The following is an 18,366-nucleotide window of genomic DNA, read 5'->3' as shown; positions in this document are numbered from 1 at the left end:
TTTTGTTTTATATTTTGATTTAAAAATTTTAAATATTTGGAAATAAACTTTGCCAAAAGCAGTTAAAAAATCAATTTAATAACCATGATTTTGACGTGTAATGCTTTTATTAACATCGGTTTCATTTTGTGGATAAGGATAAAGTTCATGTTTACCGGCTACGAAATTGGTAACGGAAGGGTAAAAATAATTCGAACGAATAAGCTTCACAGCTGTATTTGTTTCTGTTAATTTAGTGGATAAAATTCCCCATCTAATCAAATCTGACCTGCGCATCCCTTCTCCTGAAAGTTCCCAGGCTCTTTCCTGCTGTACTGCTTTAAGAAAATTATCTTTATCTAATCCAGTGGCAAGATCGATTGCAGCATTAGTTGGTTTTGCCAATAATTGTGCTGTAGCGGTTGCTCCCGAGCCTTTTCCGTCAGTGCTTGTAATGGTAACTGTTGGTACTGAAGTATATCCATCACCAGAACGCAGCATCCCAATTGTACCAATAACACCTCCACTTGTAAGTGTCACTACAGCTGCCGAGGCATCAGAGCCACCGCCACCAGTAATATTGATTAAAACAGTAGCTGCCGATGTGTATCCTGCACCTTTATTGCCTAAAGTAATACTAATTCTGCTTCCTGATATATCTGCACCAAAACCTCTTCTTCTTACCTGATTTATAGCATCGTAAGCAAGAGCATTCGGTCCTTCATTCAATTCGTTTTCTACCTCGGCACGCATTAACAAAAGGTCAGAATAGCGCATAATAACCCAATTGATATGTGTATAAACTCTTTCTGCAGTTGCATTGGTTTGATATTCACGACTCCATTTCCCTACAGTCCAGGCTTCGTCTTGTCTGGCTGTTAAAAGAGGCACTTTGTTTCCAAGCGCATTAATGGAATAAGTTGCTATAGAAAAATCTCTTCTTTGATCGGCTGTATTAAAGCTCGTATAAAATGGTTTTGGTACTAAACATCTTGCTATATTTGAAGGATAAACACCATTTGCAGTTGCCGGGCCATTAAAATTACCCACCCAGGAAGCGTTTCCTAAAGTTCCTGCAGGATTATAAAAAGCAACCTGAAAAATGTTTTCGGTAGGTTCTAAAACATGCTGGCACTGATTTTTAAATACCTTAGAAAATGAAGGATTTAATTTATACGGATTTTGATTCATAACTTCATTAATCTGTTTTTGAGCCAATCTGTAATACTCTTTGTAATTGTCAGGACGTTTCAGGATACCATCAGGAGTTAGGGAATATCCACCGGCAAATAAGGCTACTCTTGCCAGCATAGCTTTGGCAGCCCATTTATTGATACGTTCATCTGTTGGTAATTGTTCCGGTAACAAAAGAGCGGCCTCTTCCATATCTTTTATAATCTGTGTATAGATTTCTTTGTGATCTACAAGACCAATTTGCAGATTGTCTCCTGTTTTTGAACTCTTTGTTTTAAAAGGAACATCCCCCCATAAACGCACCAATTCAGAATAATAAAAACCACGTAAAAATTTGGCTTCTCCAAGCATTCTGTTTAATTGATCTTTTTGGGTTTGGGTTCCGGTTTCAAATAATGCCATTTGAGGTATTCTTTCGATCACTACATTGGCTCTGTCAATTCCTTCGTACAGTTTACTCCAAGCGGTGTAAAAGGTGTTCGTTTGCGAAATTCCCTGATAATGTGCTATTGTTCTCCAGTCATCAGCGCCTGTACCGCTCATTTGCATGATATCGGTATCGGCATCAAAAATTAAGGAGATATTCCAACCATAACTGTCAAGAGAAGACATCGTTTCGTAAACCCCTAAAGTTGCCATATATGCTTCTTCAACATTGGAGAAAAAGTTAGCAGATGTGAAGTAAGAATAAGGTGTTGTTTCTAATTCTTTTTCGCAGGAATTAAGAGGTAATAAAAGACAAGTTATGCCTGCTGCTATAATTGCTCTACGGGAAAATATTTTATTTTTCATCTTTTTAAACTTTAAATTATAGTGAAATATTTAAGCCTGTAACAAAGGATTTGCTTCTTGGATAAGCACTAAAATCAACTCCTCTTGTTATAGCATTGTCTATTACGCTTACTTCAGGATCATAACCCGAATATTTTGTAAACACATATAAATTATAGGCTGTAAAATAAATTCTCATATTTGAGATTTTGGAAGCACTTAACCATTTTTTAGGCAATGTATATCCCAGACTTATGTTGTTGATTCGTAAAAAAGAACCATCTTCAATAATGTCGCTGTACAAACGTCCTGTTGCGTTACCATTATAAGCGGGTTTTGTTTTACCTGTGTTTAAAGCGGCGAGTTCATCTGGATTTGTTACCCTTTCTCCTGCAGCATTAATGGTTGTCCATCTGTCAGCATACAAGGCAAATGTGTTTTGATTATCTAAGTTAAGTCTGGAGTTGTTCAGCACATTAGCATTGTATATATCGTTGCCCACTGTAAAATCCAGAAAGACACTCAAATCAATTCCCTTGTAACTAAAAGTATTGTTTAAACCTCCTGTATATTTAGGATTAGCATCGCCAATTTGAGTTCTGTCCAAATCGTTAATTACACCATCCGGAATTCCGTTAGGACCGCTAATATCTTTAAATTTAATAAATCCCGGCTGTACTACCACATTATCGCTAACAACACCTGATTTTAAAGTATAAGCGCTGGTTGTGGGATTATAATCAAAATCACTTACCTGATACAAACCATCGCTAACGTAACCATACATGATACCCACCGGTTTTCCAACCTGTAGTATATAGTCGTTTCTGTCTGTGTAGCTATTGGTTATTAATGAAGTTTCGCCCTGGCTTAAAGCAAGTACTTTTGTTTTATTAAAGGCAATATTAAAACTGGTATTCCAGTTAAAATTATCATTCTTAACGTTTACCGTATTCAGTGTAAATTCGATACCACGATTAGAAGTTGCACCAATATTCTGAAACTGTTTCTTAAATCCGGAGCTTGAAGGAACGCGGGTATTGTAAAGCAAGTCTTCTGAACGATTTTCATAAAGCTCGGTTGTAAGTGCTATTCGCTGCTTAAAAAAACCTAGGTCTAAACCAATATTGGTTGACTTTGTAGCTTCCCATTTCAAATAAGGATTCGGAAGGTTGTTTTGAAAAGCTGAAATATTTACCTGATTATTGAGTGGATAAGAACCGGAATTAAAAATACCCAATGCCGCATAATTTGCAATTCGGTTATTTCCTGCTTCACCGTAGCTGGCACGGAATTTCAAATCAGAAAATACAGGAATATTTTTCATGAAATTTTCTTCGATTGCTCTCCACGCTACAGAAACTGAAGGAAAGTATCCCCATTGGTTTTCAGTTCCAAATTTTGAAGATCCGTCTGCTCTGATACTGGCAGAAAACAGATACCTATTCTTGAATGAATAATTAGCTTTTCCAAAGAATGATAATAATTTATCGTCTTCTGCATACGAAGTTGGAATTCCAGGAATAGTGCCTAACTCTAATTTATCCCAACCCGAATTAACTCTTGGAAAAGCAGCAGCACTAACAGAAACGGATTCGGCATAATTATAAATATACTCCTGTCCGGCTGTGACATCAAATTTGTGTTTTTTATTAAATGTATTGCTGTAAGTAAGTACGTTGTTATAATTTAAACGTGAAGAAAGATTAGTATTAATTCCACCATTAGCACCACCGCTTCTGATTGCCTGAATACCATCAGAGCCGTTGAAATACTTGCTTATAAAGCTATTATCTGCATAATTAACCAGTCCTCGATAAATTAATTTCGGGGTAATGTTGTATTGAAGCTGCATGCTCATGTTAAGAGTCTTTTTAATTGCTTCTCTTTTTTGAGTATCAATGGTAATCAGCGGACTTTGAAAAATTGGTGAAGATTGATTGTCTAATGGATCAATAACCAAATATTTAAGATCTTCATCAGATCCTGTTTTTCCAATCGTAGGTCTGTATTGCAATAAAGTCTGCAGCATGCTCAGTCTGGCATTTCCACCTTCTCCGGTACCTAAACCAGTTGTTTTTTGATTAGAATAATTAACAGTACCCGTTACTGCAAATTTTTTGCTTATGCTATGAGTAACGGTTAATTTGGCTATGTTCTTTACAGATTCACTTTCCAACATGATTCCCTCATCATTGTTGTAAGAGTAAAAAGCATTATACTTAGTATCATTTTCGCCGCCACTGATACTTAATTTATGATATTGGCTTTCTGCTGTATTTCCAAAAACTTCTTCCTGCCAGTTAATACCCGGTCTGTTTTTGTAAAGGCTTTCCAGTTCATCATAATTACCGTAAGTACCTGTGAATTTCTGTAATTTTGTAGCATCATTTGCATTTTCATACATTAATTGAACATATTGGTATGGGTTCATTACCGGAAGTGTTTTGGCAATTGTTTTAATTCCGCCATAAGTATCATAACTCAATCGAAGTTTCCCGCCTTTTATTTTTTTGGTAGTTACCAAAATAACACCGTTAGCACCTTGCGCACCATAGATAGAGGTAGAGGAAGCATCTTTTAGAACATCCATAGTTTCAATATCCATTGGGTCTAAAAAGCTTATTCCGTCAGTTTGGGCAACGCCGTCAACAACGTATAAAGGTTCGTTGCTTTGTGTGATAGAAGAACCTCCCCTGATTCTAATAGACGGCTCAGATCCGGGTGTTCCGTCAGACATGGTAACCTGCATTCCTGCAATACGACCCTGCAAGGCCTGTGCTACGTTTTGTACCGGAACTTTTGCAAGTTCTTCTCCTTTTATAGAAGATATTGCTCCGGTAAGGTCTTTTCTGGCTTTTGTTCCATAACCCACCACTACAACTTCATCAAGATTATTGGTTTCGTCTAATAATTTTGCATCTATCGTAGTTCTGTTTTTTACCTGTACTTCGGTAGCTTTCATACCCATAAAAGAAATCACCAATATTGCATTAGGATTTACTTTAATTTGATAAACACCATCCATTGATGTAATGGTAGTATTTTTGGCTCCTTTTTCAGAAACGGTTGCTCCCGGTATAGGCAAATTCTGCGCATCTGTAATCAAACCTTTTACAGTAATGACATCCTGCCCATACATAACTTTACAAGTTGCAAGCAGCAAAAATAGAAATATAGTCTTTTTCATAATTTTTTTTTAAGCAGGAATAAAGGGTAACCCGATTCCTAAATTGATGTTATTTAAGTTGATTTTGATCTTGTCAAAAAAAACGGCTTTACTTGTGTTGGTAAGACAAAATATATTCATCTAATGTGTCTGCTGATCGTTACAAAAATTCTGAGTTATTTTTATAATAAATGAATTTAGTAATTGTGAATATCATCTTTTAAAATCTATTCCTCTTTTGCTATAAATGCAGAAATTATAACAATTAGTTAACTTCAAAAATTCGCTTGGGAATTTTACGTCTTGTAAACAAATAAAAATTTTGTGGTATTAGGTTCATTTTTTTTGGTTTAGTTATGTTAAAAATTGATTTAATAATAACAAATATAGAAATCGACTATATAGACCAGTTTTGAATGCGTCCAAAATACTATTGATTTTGATTAATCATTCTTTAAATTACCAAGATCACCAGTAAAAATAAGGCTTTTTCAGCACTTTAGGATGCATACCATTTAAGCAAAGTACCGTGATTATTGATTTGTTTTGATAGAAGCAGGGTTCACGGAAAGTTAAGACAAATAAACAATAATGTTAAATTTAGTAGCTTTTTTAGGTGTAATTTATCCTTTGAGACTTCAAATTTTATCTTTTGAGATTGGATATAAGGAATTCTCTTAATTTTTTAAATACTTGTCGAATATTAAATTATTGAATTTCGACACTAAAACGTTTTCGGGGTTATAAAAACGCAAAGCTTCTTCGAATATGGTTCATATTTCGGATTGGTTTTAAGTACTTTATTTGTGTTAATTGGATGTTTTTCTTATTTAAATTAAGTTTTAGAGGCTACGATTTCAAGTAAAAAAAAGAAACTATAAGGCATAAAAAAACGCCTAAATTGCTTTAGACGTTTTGTTTCTAACCAAAATATTTTAGTTAATTAAACTTGCTTTTATCTCGCTTTTTTTACCATTTACAATAACTGTAAGGTTTAAAATTCCTTTTTCAAAATCATTACCCGCATTTTGCTGAATAGTGATCTCAGGCACTTTATTACTGTTGTACGGATAAACAATACTTATAAATTGCTGTTCCTTATCATCGCTTTTAAGCTTTTCGAAAACAAATGCCGGGCGAATCATTTCTTTTGCATAAATATAAGATACTTTTCCTTCTTCTTTTGTCAACGTTATTTTATCCGTGTTTAAAGATTGAATCAAAAGATTATTGTTGTCATCATAGGTTGTGTAAACTCTGTTTTTTGGCTGGTCGAATACAGGGTTGCTGTCTTCTTTTAATTGAAAATGTACTCCTAAATTTCCTGTTGCTTTACCAATGGCTTTATCAATGATTAAAAAATAGCTGCGGTCAATAAAAAGCACCGTTCTTTGATGGTTTAAATCGGTATAACTTGGATTGGTATAGGTTAAGAGATCTAAATTTTTACTGGTTTTCCACTGATTTTGTTCTGCTTTGGTAATAACCATGTTCTGATTATTTAATGTCATCGTGCTGTGTACTCTAGACTGACGGTACCAGTTTCTCATTTTATTCACTTCTGCATCACCGCTGTAAAGATAACTTCCTGTATCCGGTGTAAAGTTGCGGCCCTTGACCCAAAGCTCAAAAGTTCCGTTGTCAGGCTGCGCATGAAATTCTGCCGGAGGTCCTGCTTTCAAAACCATTACGGTCGATTTATCATTCCATCCGTTTCTAAACGTATAAAAACCGGCACTTGGTAAGGCATTTGAAAAATAATTAGGTAATTTTCCCGATTCGCCATCTGTTGCAAAATAAGTTATGAATTCATTGTCAGGAAACACTTTGGACCATGCTGAAAACTGTTTCATTCTGGCCGTTTTTTCGATTGGCCAGGAGTCCCCAAACATAGGGTAGTTGTAATCAGGAAAAGAAATGTTGGCTACCGCTTCAATCATTTTCTCTATCGTTTTGACATAAGTATCCGGAAATTCTTTTGCTACGCCAGCCATTTTTGCAGAACTGTAAGCCTTCAGGAAAATATCAATACAAGCGACATGATAGGTTGGGGAAAGTTCCCATTGAACACCATCAGGAAGCACTTGCAGTTTTATTTCACGGTTCAGTACTTCGATACCGCTTTTGCGCCATTCTTCGGCTTGTTTAAATTCAGGGAAAAAAGCACCTGCGCTTAAAACACGCTGTGCTTCAAACAATAAATGATTTCCTTCTTTGCTGTAATGCTTCGGAATGTAAGCTGCCTGTTTACTGAAGCTATTTAAAAACTCCATCAAAAATGCCGGCGTAAAATTGGGCGAAACCAAAAATAAATTAAACGTACCGGGAAGCATTTGCAAACGTTCAGATGCCTCCAAAGGGCGCCATGCCGAATTATCGCTTTCCGGAGATTTTCCTAAATAATTTTTCTTTTCCCAATCACGAAACTGAAAAACCCACTCTTTGGCATATTTTTCATCTGCACTGCTGCGATACGCCATTCCCATCGGGAGCCACCAGGTTAAGCGGTGTAACTGCCAGCGCACTTCATTGTCTTTTACAGGCCAGTACTCCCAATTGATGTCTTTTCCATAATCAAAAAATCCATAGCCTTTTTGTGGTTTAAATTTATGTTCCAGGGCATTATCTGCTTTTTCCTGATTTGCTTTTCCGATGTCTTTTCCTCTAAATCGGGTTTCATCACCACTATTAAAATCAGGGTGCTTGATACTTTTTCTATTACGGTAATAATTCAAAAGTTCTCTGGCAGCTTCGTTATATTTGGCTTCAGAATAAAGTTTATTTACTTTTTCTAAACCGGGATAATCAAGGTTAATAGCAGCAAAACTGTCCTTGTTTAAATGAGCATCCTGTGCGTTGGTAAAACATACTGTAAGCAACAAAAAAACTTGTACACTTATTTTTTTTAAATTTATCATTGAATTATAGTTAAAGTAAATAGTATCAATTATACACTTTGTAAATAAGAAGTCAGTTGATTTATTTGCAATCAAAAATAACTCCTTATTGTCTTTTTTATTTGGTCAAATTAAAATTGCCATTACTGTTTTATCAATTTAACTGTTTTTTTATTTTTTCCCTGAGTTACTTCGGCAAGATAAATTCCCGCAATTAATTCACTGCCTGTTGTTATGGTTTGATTTGAATTTACTTTCAATACAGAAATTTTTCTTCCTGAAATATCAAATATACGAATGGTAACAGCTTGTGTTGAATCGCCACCAATGGTACTTATATTAAATTCAGTTTTCGTTGGATTTGGTGCAACGATTACTTTAAAAGCATTTGTTTCGGTTGTAAAGTCTTTTGTATCTAATGTCGCATTTACTAATTCGGTTTGAATGGTTGCTCCATTGATGGTACTAAAAATAACATCTGTATTAGTACCATTAATCGAAGTAGTTATATTTGCTGCAGTCGAGGCTAATGACCAATGTCCGGCAAGAGTTAGTGTAACAACATCGGTTTGCGCTACCCTGTTTAGAATTGAATTTTGACCACTAATCTGACTCCAGGTATAATTTTCATTAGGTGACAGTAATCCCAGATTTGGATTGGTAAGACTCACTTTTAATTTAGTGCCTCCATCTGTTTTCTGAGTCATTACAATGGCTTGTTTATTAGTGCTAACGACAACATCATAAGAGAACAGGGTAGCAGGATTGAAAATGACATACCCAAAAATACCATCCGGAACATATTCGGCAATATGTGCTGTGCTGTTTTGCTGATAAACTTTAAAGTAAGAAGAAAAATTATTTGCCAATTGCTGTGTAGTCGTTTGACCTCCCTGCATGACAACGGCGTATTGAAATTTTGCTGAACCAGGAGCAATTCCATGATTAATATAAGCGGTGGTAAAATTGCCTGTAGTATTAGCTGTGTCGCTGTTGTTTCGGGAGTTTTGTACAGTTCTGTTTACAGTAATCGCTTCTGTATTGGTTGAATTGGAAGGTATTACAAAGCCATTACCAATAGCATCGGTTGCCCAAAAACTCCCTCCGGTTTGTGTCAGTGTATAATTAGTTCCTGTAGTGATATTACCATTAACATAAGTTGGAGTAGTAGTGTTTGGTAGTGCCGTTTGAAATAGAGTAGTATGTATGGGATAAGTTCCATTTTGATCTGTAATATTAGAACCAAGACACAGAATTATATCTTTAAAAAAGAAATTTGATTTTGAGGCTGTCATTCCAGTATCAGAATTGATGTCTTTATAATCCATACCAAAAACACCGTTATTGTCTAAGGACGCATGAGCCAAAAAGTTCTTTCCGTTCATTTCCCTCATTTTACCTGTTATTAAGACATTTAAAGGGAGATAGGTAACGGTAGTACCCGGAATATGTGACCAGTCCCACCCATTTTCTGAAAAACCATTAGTATTATGGGTTGCCGGGTTGCCCACAGTAAGCAAATCCATTGCACCGGCAGAAGAATATCTTCCATAAACATTTTCGGTATTAGAATCTTCAAAATGCCAGATGTGTTTGCTGGTACCTTTTACACTAACCTGATATCCGTTGTATTTGTGAACACTTAATCCCGCAAACGGAAAATTAAATTGTCCTGCAGTGATTTCAGGAAGAGGAGTAAGACCTGAGTTTAAAGTTTGAAGAATATTTGTTATTCCGCTGAGCGTATAAACTAATGTGATAGATAAAGCATTTTGTCTCAATAAAGCCGTATTTAAAGTAGTGGAGAGATTCCAAAGTCTTATGAATTCTCTTCCGGCATCGGTATTGTTTGCAGGATCTGTCAGGTATAAATAAGCCAAAGCAGGCCTTAAATCGTTGAGAGCATCCGTATTGGTGGGAAACCTTCCGGCAAGACCAAAAGGCATTTCAAATCCTTTACTGAATTTACTATAGGCCAAAACAGCATTTTTTAAGTTGCTTTGTGCTTCTGAACTTAATTCATAATCCGAATTTTTCAGCATCATATTCAGAATTGAAGATTGCTGTAAAGCTTCGACACCATACGTATTTGAGTAAGGACCCCGATGGTGGTACGTTATAAAATCCGATTTGATACAGTCGTTCCAACCATTACTGATTTTTAGCGCATTGTTGAGGAATCTTATTAGAAAATCCATATTAGAGATTCTTGAAATTTCCGTTTCATCCTGAGCCAATACATAACAAAAACGCTGTTGTACAGAACTACGAATTACATCTGTATTAAAACCGGGATTAGTAAAATTAAAATTTTGATATTCGGGTGCTATGAAGGCTGTAAGAGCATTAAGTGCTCCCATATGATGATTAAACTCACCAGCTGCAACCAATTCGTCTTTCATTAGGAAAATGGCTGTAGCATAACCTGAGGAACGTAAACAAACTCCGTGTCCGCTGGTAATAACTTCTTCTGTAGCAGGAATGGCTAAATAGTTGAAATTGGTAGTACTGCTTATTCCTTTTGCTTTCATATAATTAAAAACAGAAAGAATAATATCCCGCAGTGATGTACTATGATAATCCGGATTAGGATTCGTAGCAGATCCTTTTATCTGATACAAAAAAACAAGTCGAATGAGTTTTTGTTCTACCAATACCTGATACGCACTCTGATCAGCAGCTATGGTAAAATTCCAAACAGAACCAGGATTGGCAAAATCGTATGCGGATAGATTTTTAGCAGCAACACCATTACTTAAAAACCGGCTGTAACGCTCTGTAACCTGAGATTTCGAATAATCAGTGTTTTCACCTGTTAGCCAGTCACGATATTTATTTTTTATACTGTTTATGTCGCTCATTTGAGCATAGGAGTAGTTAAGCGCTAAAGTAATCAGCCATACGGATAAAAGCATTTTTTTGGACATAAAATTATTTTTAAGATGAACTAATTACTTCAATTACACTTCACGATTTCTTATCTGAAAATCAATTACGATTTTTGTGAAAATTCTATTTTTTTAATTGCTGCATATCTTTTTAATGCTTCCAAATAATAATAGTCTGCATAGTCAAGCGGCGTATCAATTTCAGAATTGTATAAAAAAGCTCCCACGCTATGTTTCAATAAGAAAAAATGATTCTCACCCGGTTTCGCCAAATAAGCATCTGATGACAGGGATTTTAATATTTCTTCAGCATAATCCACATATTTTTTTCCATCTTTAACTTGTGTGCTTAAATCCAATAATGCAGAGGCAATAACAGCAGCGGCAGATGCATCTCTTCGAGCAAGATCAGCAGTGTCTAAAGCATTGTGCACATCAAAGTCCCAAACCGGTACTTTGTCTTTTGGCATACGGGGATGGTTCATGATATAAGAAGCGATATGTTCTGCCTGATTTAAAAACTTTTCATTTTTAGTATTGGCATAACACATGGTGTAGCCATAAAGTCCCCAGGCTTGTCCGCGTGCCCATGCAGAATCGTCTGTAACGCCCTGATGCGTTCCTTTGCGCAGTACTTTCCCTGTTTTTTGATCATAATCTACTAAGTGATAAGAGCTATAATCTTTTCTAAAGTGATTTTTTATGGTTGTTAACGCATGTGTGCTGGCTGCATTGGTATATTCAGGTTTATTAAACTGATTGGCACTCCAGTATAAATATTCCAAATTCATCATATTGTCTATAATGACAGGATAGTGGAGCCACTCAAAATCCCAGGAACGTATGGTTCCAATTTTTGGATTAAAACGGGCATAAAGGTTTGCTGCACCATCGGCCAAAGCGGGAAGGTAAATTTTATCTCCGGAAATTCTATAGGCATTTCCGTAAGAGCAATACAGCATAAAACCAACATCGTGAGTGTTTTTGATATTTCGGATGGAATCAAGAGCAAGGGTGAATTTTTTTGCTTCTTCTGCCAATATTTTATCTCCAGTTAGTTCATATCCATACCAAAGGCTTCCAGGAAAAAAACCTGTTGTCCAATCGGTTAAACCGGCAAGGCGAACAGTTCCGTCAGGATTTACAGAACGCGGATTTTTTCCGGGTTTGTAGGTTTGTGCGGCTTTGTTTAACTGAAAATGAATTACCTCAGTAGTTTTTTTAAACCAATTTAATGAAGCGTCATTTTGATTGGGCTGTGCAATTGAGCTAAAAGTAATCGACGTGATAGCTAAAAATAGGCTAAGGGTCTTTTTCATAATTTGATATTTTTTATTTTCTAATTGATCTCAGGTTTTGATAAAGCGAAGTTAAACGTGAGTGCAAAAACAGCCTTTCAGTTTTTATCATAAATGTTTCAAATTTGTGTAAACATCACATTTAAAGCATTTATAAAGTCATAAAAACAGGTTTTGAAAGGAATAAGAGTTTTTTATTTTTTAGAATTCAGCAAAAAAAACCTGAAATGAATCAGGTAATTTGTTAGTCCAAAAAGTTTTTCGAATCTATTGTGAAAGTATTTTTACGGTTTTGATACCTTCTGCTGATTTTGCTTTTACAATATAAAAACCTGAAGAATTTAAACTAAAAGACGTATCTGATTCTGTTTCTAAAGATTTAACCAGTATTCCCGAAATACTGTATACATCAATTGCGGTAGTGGATTTTACATTCGAAACAAAAACCTGTTTTCCGTCAGAGTAAACTTGTGATGCTGTATCTGTTTTAAAATCATCTGTTCCTAGTGCCGGTATTAAAGTTGTAGTTCCTAATACGCCTGTAACTTCAATTTTATATATATTCACGCCTGTACCAACACTTGTATAAATATAAATGTTGCCACTCGTTTGAGTGTAGGGAGCCTCAAGTATAGCTGGAGTTGTTGAATTGGCTGAACTTGCCACACCAATTTGATTTGTACCATCAGTTACTTTAACAGAACGACTTCCGCCACCGCCACTTGTAAACCAAATTTTTATAGTACCTGCTCCAGCAGTTGCAAAATACAAATAACGCTCAGTGGGCTGGTTTCCGGTAAATACCGAAGCTTGCCCCATTCTAAAATAGCGAGTCGCATTAAAACCATCGGAAAAATTTACAGATGATGGTATAATTCCGCCGATTGTTGGTGATGTAGTTGTTACGGCAGGGTAAATACCTAAATTGTCTTTAATTGTATTTGCAGAATAGCCTGCTGTACTGGTTATCCAGTTTACAGTATCATCACTAAAATTCCAAACTTTTTGGGCCTTTACAGAAGTTACTGAGGTCATTACAGCAACCATCAAAATAAGTAATTTTTTTTTCATAATAAAAATGTTAAGTTATCAATAGAGTACTGTAATAGGTTGTTTACCAATTACAATCAGCTTTGACAAACTTAAATTTTTATCATATTGAGGGCTTTCGGTTTTGTCTTTTTTACTTTCGGTTTTGTTTAGTATTAAATAATTAAGTGAATATTATAAAAGTAAATTTTAGAGCTTGTGTAATTTTATAAAGATTTTTACATAGTTGTTTGATTAACTCTCTTTTTTTGCTTAAAAATTTCCTCACTGTTATATCTGCCATTTTAGTTAAGAATTTCAAATATCTGTCATTTCTTTCAACGTGACATTCATTCCTTCATCATTAAGCCTTTTTTTGAGCTTTTCAAAGTGTAATATTATCTTTAGATTTATTTCACATTCTATTAACTAAAATTTTGTTAAGAAAAGATACGCTTTAAAAAATATGAACCTCCATAATCATTTTGACTTTGGAGGTTATTTACTCATAGTATTTACGTTATTATTTTTGGATTTTTACATTTGGTTCCGAAGATCCTATAAACAAATATTTGTCACGAAAAAATGCTGTTATCCAGATTAGTGACAATGGCACAGCCGGATTAAGCATTGAACCATCGTTTGATAATTCTGTTGCCATTGCTCCAGCAAAATAGCACGAAAGCAGTATAAAACCGATGCGCATTGTTTTGGGAAAGACAAATAAAACTGCAAAAGTTATTTCCATCAAACCGAGTACTGTTGCCGCATTAGGAAGATTGAATTTTACTAGTCCATTAACAGACCATGGAAGATGAATGGATTTCATAAGACCGCTTAAAACTACCATCGTAGTAGTCAATATGATAAAAGAGGTTATAAGATACTTTTTTGTTTTCATTGATTGCTTAATGAAATTAATTAGTAAGATGTCTAACTTCTATAATCATAAAATGCCCTATACGATTCTTTATCAACCATTTCCCATTATGATTTATATATTGATCCTCATATTTGACGCTGTAGTCTGAAAGAATGTCTTTTCCTTCCACTTCTCTAATCATTTTTAATTGAGAAAAAGAAATGCCTACAGCAGTATCTCCATCGATTTCTACTTTATACTGTCCATTCAATGTGAAGTAAGTTTTTACATGTCCGGCATGCTGATTAAATTCTTTTTCCATGTTTTCTCTTTGAGAAACAGAGGAAACTAAATCACCATTCATATAAACTTTATAAGTAACATCAGGGGTAAATAAATCCATTACATCTGAGATTTTTTTCTCGTCACCTAAAATAGCGTAGTCATCTATTAGGCTTCTTAATTCCTCTTTTATTTTTAAATTTTCTAATGTCATGATTTTTTATTTTAAAATTATTAAGCAAAACTACAGTACATTTGCTTACAATTTGTTAGTAGTTACTAAAAGGTTAGTAACTTTTAAAATGATAGTTATGTCAGAATCAAAAGAAAAAAAGATTGAAAACAAGGAATTTACTCAAGAGTGCAACACTGTACTTATGGCAGTTTCTGATGCGCTGTATGCAATTGGAGGAAAATGGAAATTGATGATCATCATTGCAATGGCGAGAGGAAATAAAAGATTTACAGAAATTCAAAGACAGGTTACAGGTATTTCTGCGAGGGTTCTTTCGAGTGAGCTTAAAGAATTAGAGCAAAACGGTTTTATAATTAAAAAAGTAGCAGTAGGATATCCTGTAAGTATCGAATATGATCTTCTTCCTTACAGCCAAACTTTGGAAGAAGTTGTAGGAGCCATGACAAAATGGGGGATACAGCATAGAGAAAAAATACGAAATGAAAGTAAAACTAAATAAATACAATAAAAAGAAAGAGAATTTAATTGAATTCCCGGCTGTTCTTAAGTTTCCATATTAGATACTATACAATTTTTTTATTTAAATTTTAACTGATAACTTCCCATTAAAATAACTAATATTTATGCCTAAATTTTATCAATCCACAGTTTTTTGCATTGATCCATCCAAATTCATGGGGAAGTTTATAATACTAGAGGCAGTTTAAATAGCAACAAAAGTGCATAAAAAATCCCATTTCGTTAGATATGGGATTTTTTGTAACCCTTACTGAACAATTTACAAACCATTTTATGAATGATTTAAAGAAATTAGCCTGGTTTCAAGTGAATTTGTAAGATAATTATTTTAGGTTTTATCAAGAAGTGGTTTGTATGTATCGTAGAGGTTTAATGTTCGTGCTACTCACGACAAGGAATCCATTAGCTGTTGTAGGTTGTTTTTTAACTTTTCTTAAAAATTTTGTATTTTGGTTTTTCATAATCTGTTATGTCCAAAATAATATCATAAACACCTGTTAAAATTTCTATATTATCTCCTTTTGGAATTATTCCGTCGCTCATATCTTTTCCAAAATTTAAAGTCCAATCGTCATTAAAACGAAATTTAAGCTCTCCTGTTTTTAAAGTTACATTTTTAATTGTCCAAATTCCTTTTGTTTCAGTTTCAAAAAGTTTTGCATCAGGACCTTCCCAGCCTTTTTCTGTAGCACTTCCTACAATTCCCCAAGAGGGAAATATTTTTTTTGCTTTTTTTAGTTGTTTTCCTACATGAAAACTTAATGACTCTATTTGTGAATTATCGTTTCTTTCAAAAATTACATCACCCATTAATTCTTCAGCGTAAAATAAATTTTCTTTTACAGGATATAGAATAGTTGTGGGCTCGTTTCCACTTTGTAATTTTAATTTATTGTTTTCAACTGTAAGGTAAACTACAAAATTGTTTTCTACTTGATAAGTTCCCACATATTGCTTTAAAGTTTCTGAGCTTATATTGGCTACAATTGGAATTTTATAATCTTTATCGTATAAATTATACAAAGTTTTCATAATAGCATAAGTGGCAGTGTCTAAACCTCTTTCTGTATTTGTAAGCAGTATAATGCAGATATCATCCTCGGGAATTTGAACAAAATTGCTGCAAAAACCGGCTGCATAACCACTATGGCCAACTGTCATTTTTTTAAACATTGGTCTTGTAATCCAACCATAGCCATAATTGTTTTTGAAAGGTGTATATGCTTTTTCTAAATTTTCTTTGGAGATAATTTTGTAATTTTTTAGGCCATTATAATATTTGTTTAAATCTTCAACAGTTGAGTATATTCCACCAGCTGCAAAATGCATAGGTGGATCATAAACAATCGATGGTTTTTGTTCTTTTTCAGAAAAAATTTCATAGCCAGTGGTTTTATTTTCACTTTTTAGATTTTTAAAAGCAAAACCACTTTGCTTCATTTTCAATGGTTTGAATATGTATTTTTCAACTGCTTTTTCGTAACTCATTCCAGTAACTTTTTGAATTACATAGCCTAGAAAATAATATCCCGAGTTAGAATAACTCCAATCGGTTCCAACTGGAAAATCCAAAGGTTTTGTTTTTTGAAATTCAACAAATGATTTTTCCGTTTGATCTTTCATATCATTTCCTCTTGTATAGTCATAAATTCCAGAGGTATGAGTTAACAAACTTTCAATTGAAATAGCACTTGCATCTGGATAATCTGGATAGAACTTTGAAAGTTTATCCTGCAATGAAAGTTTTTTTTCTTCTACTAATTTTAAAATTACCGTTGCTGTAAAAGTTTTTGTAATGGAATATATTTGAAAAATGCTGTTAGCGTTATTTTCCTTTTTTAAATCTACATTTGATAATCCGTAACCTTTATTTAGTAAAGTTTCTCCTTTTTCAGAAATAAAAACAGAACCGTTAAATAGATTTTGCTGATTGTAAAATTCAAAAAGTTGTTCTAATTTTTCTTTCTTACTTTGAGCAAAACCCAATTGTGTTATAAATAATAAAATAAAAGTGATTGCTTGAATTGATTTCATGTTTTTTTGACTTTTTATTGAATTCTAACTAGCGGTTTGTCCTTTGTGACAGTTGGGTAAAATTATAATAAAAGATTACAAATAAAAATGCCTTACTGATTATATTCATTCCTTCATTATAAAGCATTTTTGAGTCTTTTGAGGTGTAATTTTTCATTTGAGATTTTCATAGTCAAATTCCATAAAACTAAAATTATTGTTAACATAAAGATAAGAAATTTGTAAGTCTAATGTTTTACAGTGTTGAGGAGCGGTTTGAATCCAGTAAAGTCAACTCTACAGGGCAACTAAACCATTTGTTTTTAGAGGTATTAACTGATTAAATCGATATAAAAAGGTCAAAAAAAATCCCATTTCGTTAGAAATGAGATTTTAAGTTTGTGACGTTTAGTTCACAATTCACAAACCATTTTATGAATGATTTAAAGAAATTGGCTTATTTTCAGATGAATTTGTAAGATAATTATTTTAAATTTTTACTCGAGAGTGGTTTGTATGTATTGTAAGGGTTAAACGTTAAAAAATGTTAAAAAAGAAGGATATTTAAATTTACAGGGATGTAAAAACTTTTATAAAATTCTTGAAAATCAAATTTAGTATTGACTAAATAAAAACAGATTAGTTTTTAGTAAAATTAAACAATCATTTGGAGATTATTCAAATCAAAATTTGTTGAAGATATTAGAGTATTTTAAATTGTTTTAATCTAATTAGAAGTTAATTTTGTTGGATACTTAATTTGTTAGTTTTCTGTACAAATAAAGATATTTAATTTAACTCATTAATTGTCGTTCGATTGGGGTTAAAAATTGATTTATTTTTGTCTAGTTAACTTCTGAATATTGCTCATCTGAGACAGGTTCAAGCCAAGTTACTTGAGTATCTCCCTTAAAATTGGTAATCGCAATATGAACCATTTTTGTATCCGCGGATGCGCCATGCCAATGCTTTACGTTTTCAGGGATATTTACAACATCGCCTTTTTTTATTACCTGTGCCGGTTTTCCTTCTTCTTGATAGATTCCACTTCCTTCTGTAACTAGTAAAACCTGTCCCTTAGGATGAGTATGCCAGTTGGTTCTTGCTCCTGGTTCAAATGTTACGCTTCCAGCTGAAAATTCATTGTTTTTGTCACGTGCCACTAATGGTTTTAAAAAGGCACTGCCTGTAAACCATTCGTTTGGAAGAGGCTCTCCTTGTGGGAAAATTTCTGTTGTACTCATTTTATTTTCTGATTTAGAACTGCAA

At 33.9% G+C, this 18,366-nt stretch carries 11 protein-coding genes; 1 reads left to right on the top strand and 10 read right to left on the bottom strand.

All coding sequences use genetic code 11. From position 1 onward, the window contains the following. Nucleotides 1–75 precede the first annotated feature (75 nt). The 8 genes from FLV_RS14520 to FLV_RS14485 all read right to left on the bottom strand — a co-directional run bounded on the left by FLV_RS14520 (nt 76) and on the right by FLV_RS14485 (nt 14,583). Nucleotides 76–1,965: a RagB/SusD family nutrient uptake outer membrane protein gene (locus FLV_RS14520; protein ID WP_243234861.1), complete on the bottom strand. Its 1,890-nt coding sequence runs from the start codon at nt 1,963–1,965 to the stop codon at nt 76–78. A 16-nt stretch (nt 1,966–1,981) separates the two neighbouring features. Then, complete coding sequence (locus tag FLV_RS14515; protein ID WP_243234860.1) at nt 1,982–5,134, bottom strand: SusC/RagA family TonB-linked outer membrane protein; 3,153 nt, start codon at nt 5,132–5,134, stop codon at nt 1,982–1,984. Between the two features lie 914 nt (nt 5,135–6,048). After that, nucleotides 6,049–8,031 (bottom strand): heparin-sulfate lyase HepC, encoded by a 1,983-nt coding sequence (hepC, locus tag FLV_RS14510; protein WP_243234859.1) that lies wholly within the window; start codon nt 8,029–8,031, stop codon nt 6,049–6,051. A 122-nt stretch (nt 8,032–8,153) separates the two neighbouring features. Further along, a complete protein-coding gene (locus FLV_RS14505) occupies nt 8,154–10,937 on the bottom strand; it encodes a polysaccharide lyase family 8 super-sandwich domain-containing protein (RefSeq protein WP_243234858.1) in 2,784 nt (927 codons plus the stop codon). Between the two features lie 65 nt (nt 10,938–11,002). Beyond that, nucleotides 11,003–12,217, bottom strand: coding sequence for a glycoside hydrolase family 88 protein (locus FLV_RS14500; RefSeq protein WP_243234857.1), 1,215 nt, complete (start codon nt 12,215–12,217; stop codon nt 11,003–11,005). A gap of 246 nt (nt 12,218–12,463) precedes the next feature. After that, complete coding sequence (locus FLV_RS14495) at nt 12,464–13,267, bottom strand: T9SS type A sorting domain-containing protein (RefSeq protein WP_243234856.1); 804 nt, start codon at nt 13,265–13,267, stop codon at nt 12,464–12,466. A 481-nt stretch (nt 13,268–13,748) separates the two neighbouring features. Continuing rightward, a complete protein-coding gene (locus FLV_RS14490; protein WP_243234855.1) occupies nt 13,749–14,126 on the bottom strand; it encodes a DoxX family protein in 378 nt (125 codons plus the stop codon). 16 nt (nt 14,127–14,142) lie between these two features. Further along, entirely contained in the window at nt 14,143–14,583 is a 441-nt protein-coding gene (locus FLV_RS14485) for a nuclear transport factor 2 family protein (protein ID WP_243234854.1), read from the bottom strand. A 97-nt stretch (nt 14,584–14,680) separates the two neighbouring features. Between FLV_RS14485 and FLV_RS14480 the strand changes: the two genes are divergently transcribed. Then, nucleotides 14,681–15,064, top strand: a complete 384-nt coding sequence (locus FLV_RS14480) for a winged helix-turn-helix transcriptional regulator (protein ID WP_243234853.1) — start codon at nt 14,681–14,683, stop codon at nt 15,062–15,064. Nucleotides 15,065–15,507: 443 nt separating this feature from the next. Here FLV_RS14480 and FLV_RS14475 read toward each other — a convergent pair whose 3' ends face one another. Next, complete coding sequence (locus tag FLV_RS14475; protein WP_243234852.1) at nt 15,508–17,118, bottom strand: serine hydrolase; 1,611 nt, start codon at nt 17,116–17,118, stop codon at nt 15,508–15,510. Nucleotides 17,119–17,942: 824 nt separating this feature from the next. Continuing rightward, nucleotides 17,943–18,341 carry a cupin domain-containing protein gene (locus FLV_RS14470; RefSeq protein WP_243234851.1) on the bottom strand — a complete coding sequence of 133 codons (399 nt, stop codon included), beginning with the start codon at nt 18,339–18,341 and terminating at the stop codon, nt 17,943–17,945. Nucleotides 18,342–18,366 lie beyond the last annotated feature (25 nt).

The sequence above is a fragment of the Flavobacterium pectinovorum genome (assembly GCF_022802975.1).
In the GTDB taxonomy this organism is placed as follows: Bacteria; Bacteroidota; Bacteroidia; order Flavobacteriales; family Flavobacteriaceae; genus Flavobacterium; species Flavobacterium pectinovorum_B.
The sequence above is the reverse complement of the archived record's forward strand: the minus strand, read 5'-3'. Positions and strand labels throughout refer to the sequence as shown.

Excerpts from the sequence above, each read along its gene's own strand:
- FLV_RS14485 (WP_243234854.1), bottom strand. The coding sequence starts at position 14,583 with ATGACATTAGAAAATTTAAAAATAAAAGAGGAATTAAGAAGCCTAATA.
- FLV_RS14505 (WP_243234858.1), bottom strand. The coding sequence starts at position 10,937 with ATGTCCAAAAAAATGCTTTTATCCGTATGGCTGATTACTTTAGCGCTT.
- FLV_RS14500 (WP_243234857.1), bottom strand. The coding sequence starts at position 12,217 with ATGAAAAAGACCCTTAGCCTATTTTTAGCTATCACGTCGATTACTTTT.
- FLV_RS14490 (WP_243234855.1), bottom strand. The coding sequence starts at position 14,126 with ATGAAAACAAAAAAGTATCTTATAACCTCTTTTATCATATTGACTACT.
- FLV_RS14515 (WP_243234860.1), bottom strand. The coding sequence starts at position 5,134 with ATGAAAAAGACTATATTTCTATTTTTGCTGCTTGCAACTTGTAAAGTT.
- FLV_RS14480 (WP_243234853.1), top strand. The coding sequence starts at position 14,681 with ATGTCAGAATCAAAAGAAAAAAAGATTGAAAACAAGGAATTTACTCAA.
- FLV_RS14470 (WP_243234851.1), bottom strand. The coding sequence starts at position 18,341 with ATGAGTACAACAGAAATTTTCCCACAAGGAGAGCCTCTTCCAAACGAA.
- FLV_RS14495 (WP_243234856.1), bottom strand. The coding sequence starts at position 13,267 with ATGAAAAAAAAATTACTTATTTTGATGGTTGCTGTAATGACCTCAGTA.
- hepC (WP_243234859.1), bottom strand. The coding sequence starts at position 8,031 with ATGATAAATTTAAAAAAAATAAGTGTACAAGTTTTTTTGTTGCTTACA.
- FLV_RS14520 (WP_243234861.1), bottom strand. The coding sequence starts at position 1,965 with ATGAAAAATAAAATATTTTCCCGTAGAGCAATTATAGCAGCAGGCATA.
- FLV_RS14475 (WP_243234852.1), bottom strand. The coding sequence starts at position 17,118 with ATGAAATCAATTCAAGCAATCACTTTTATTTTATTATTTATAACACAA.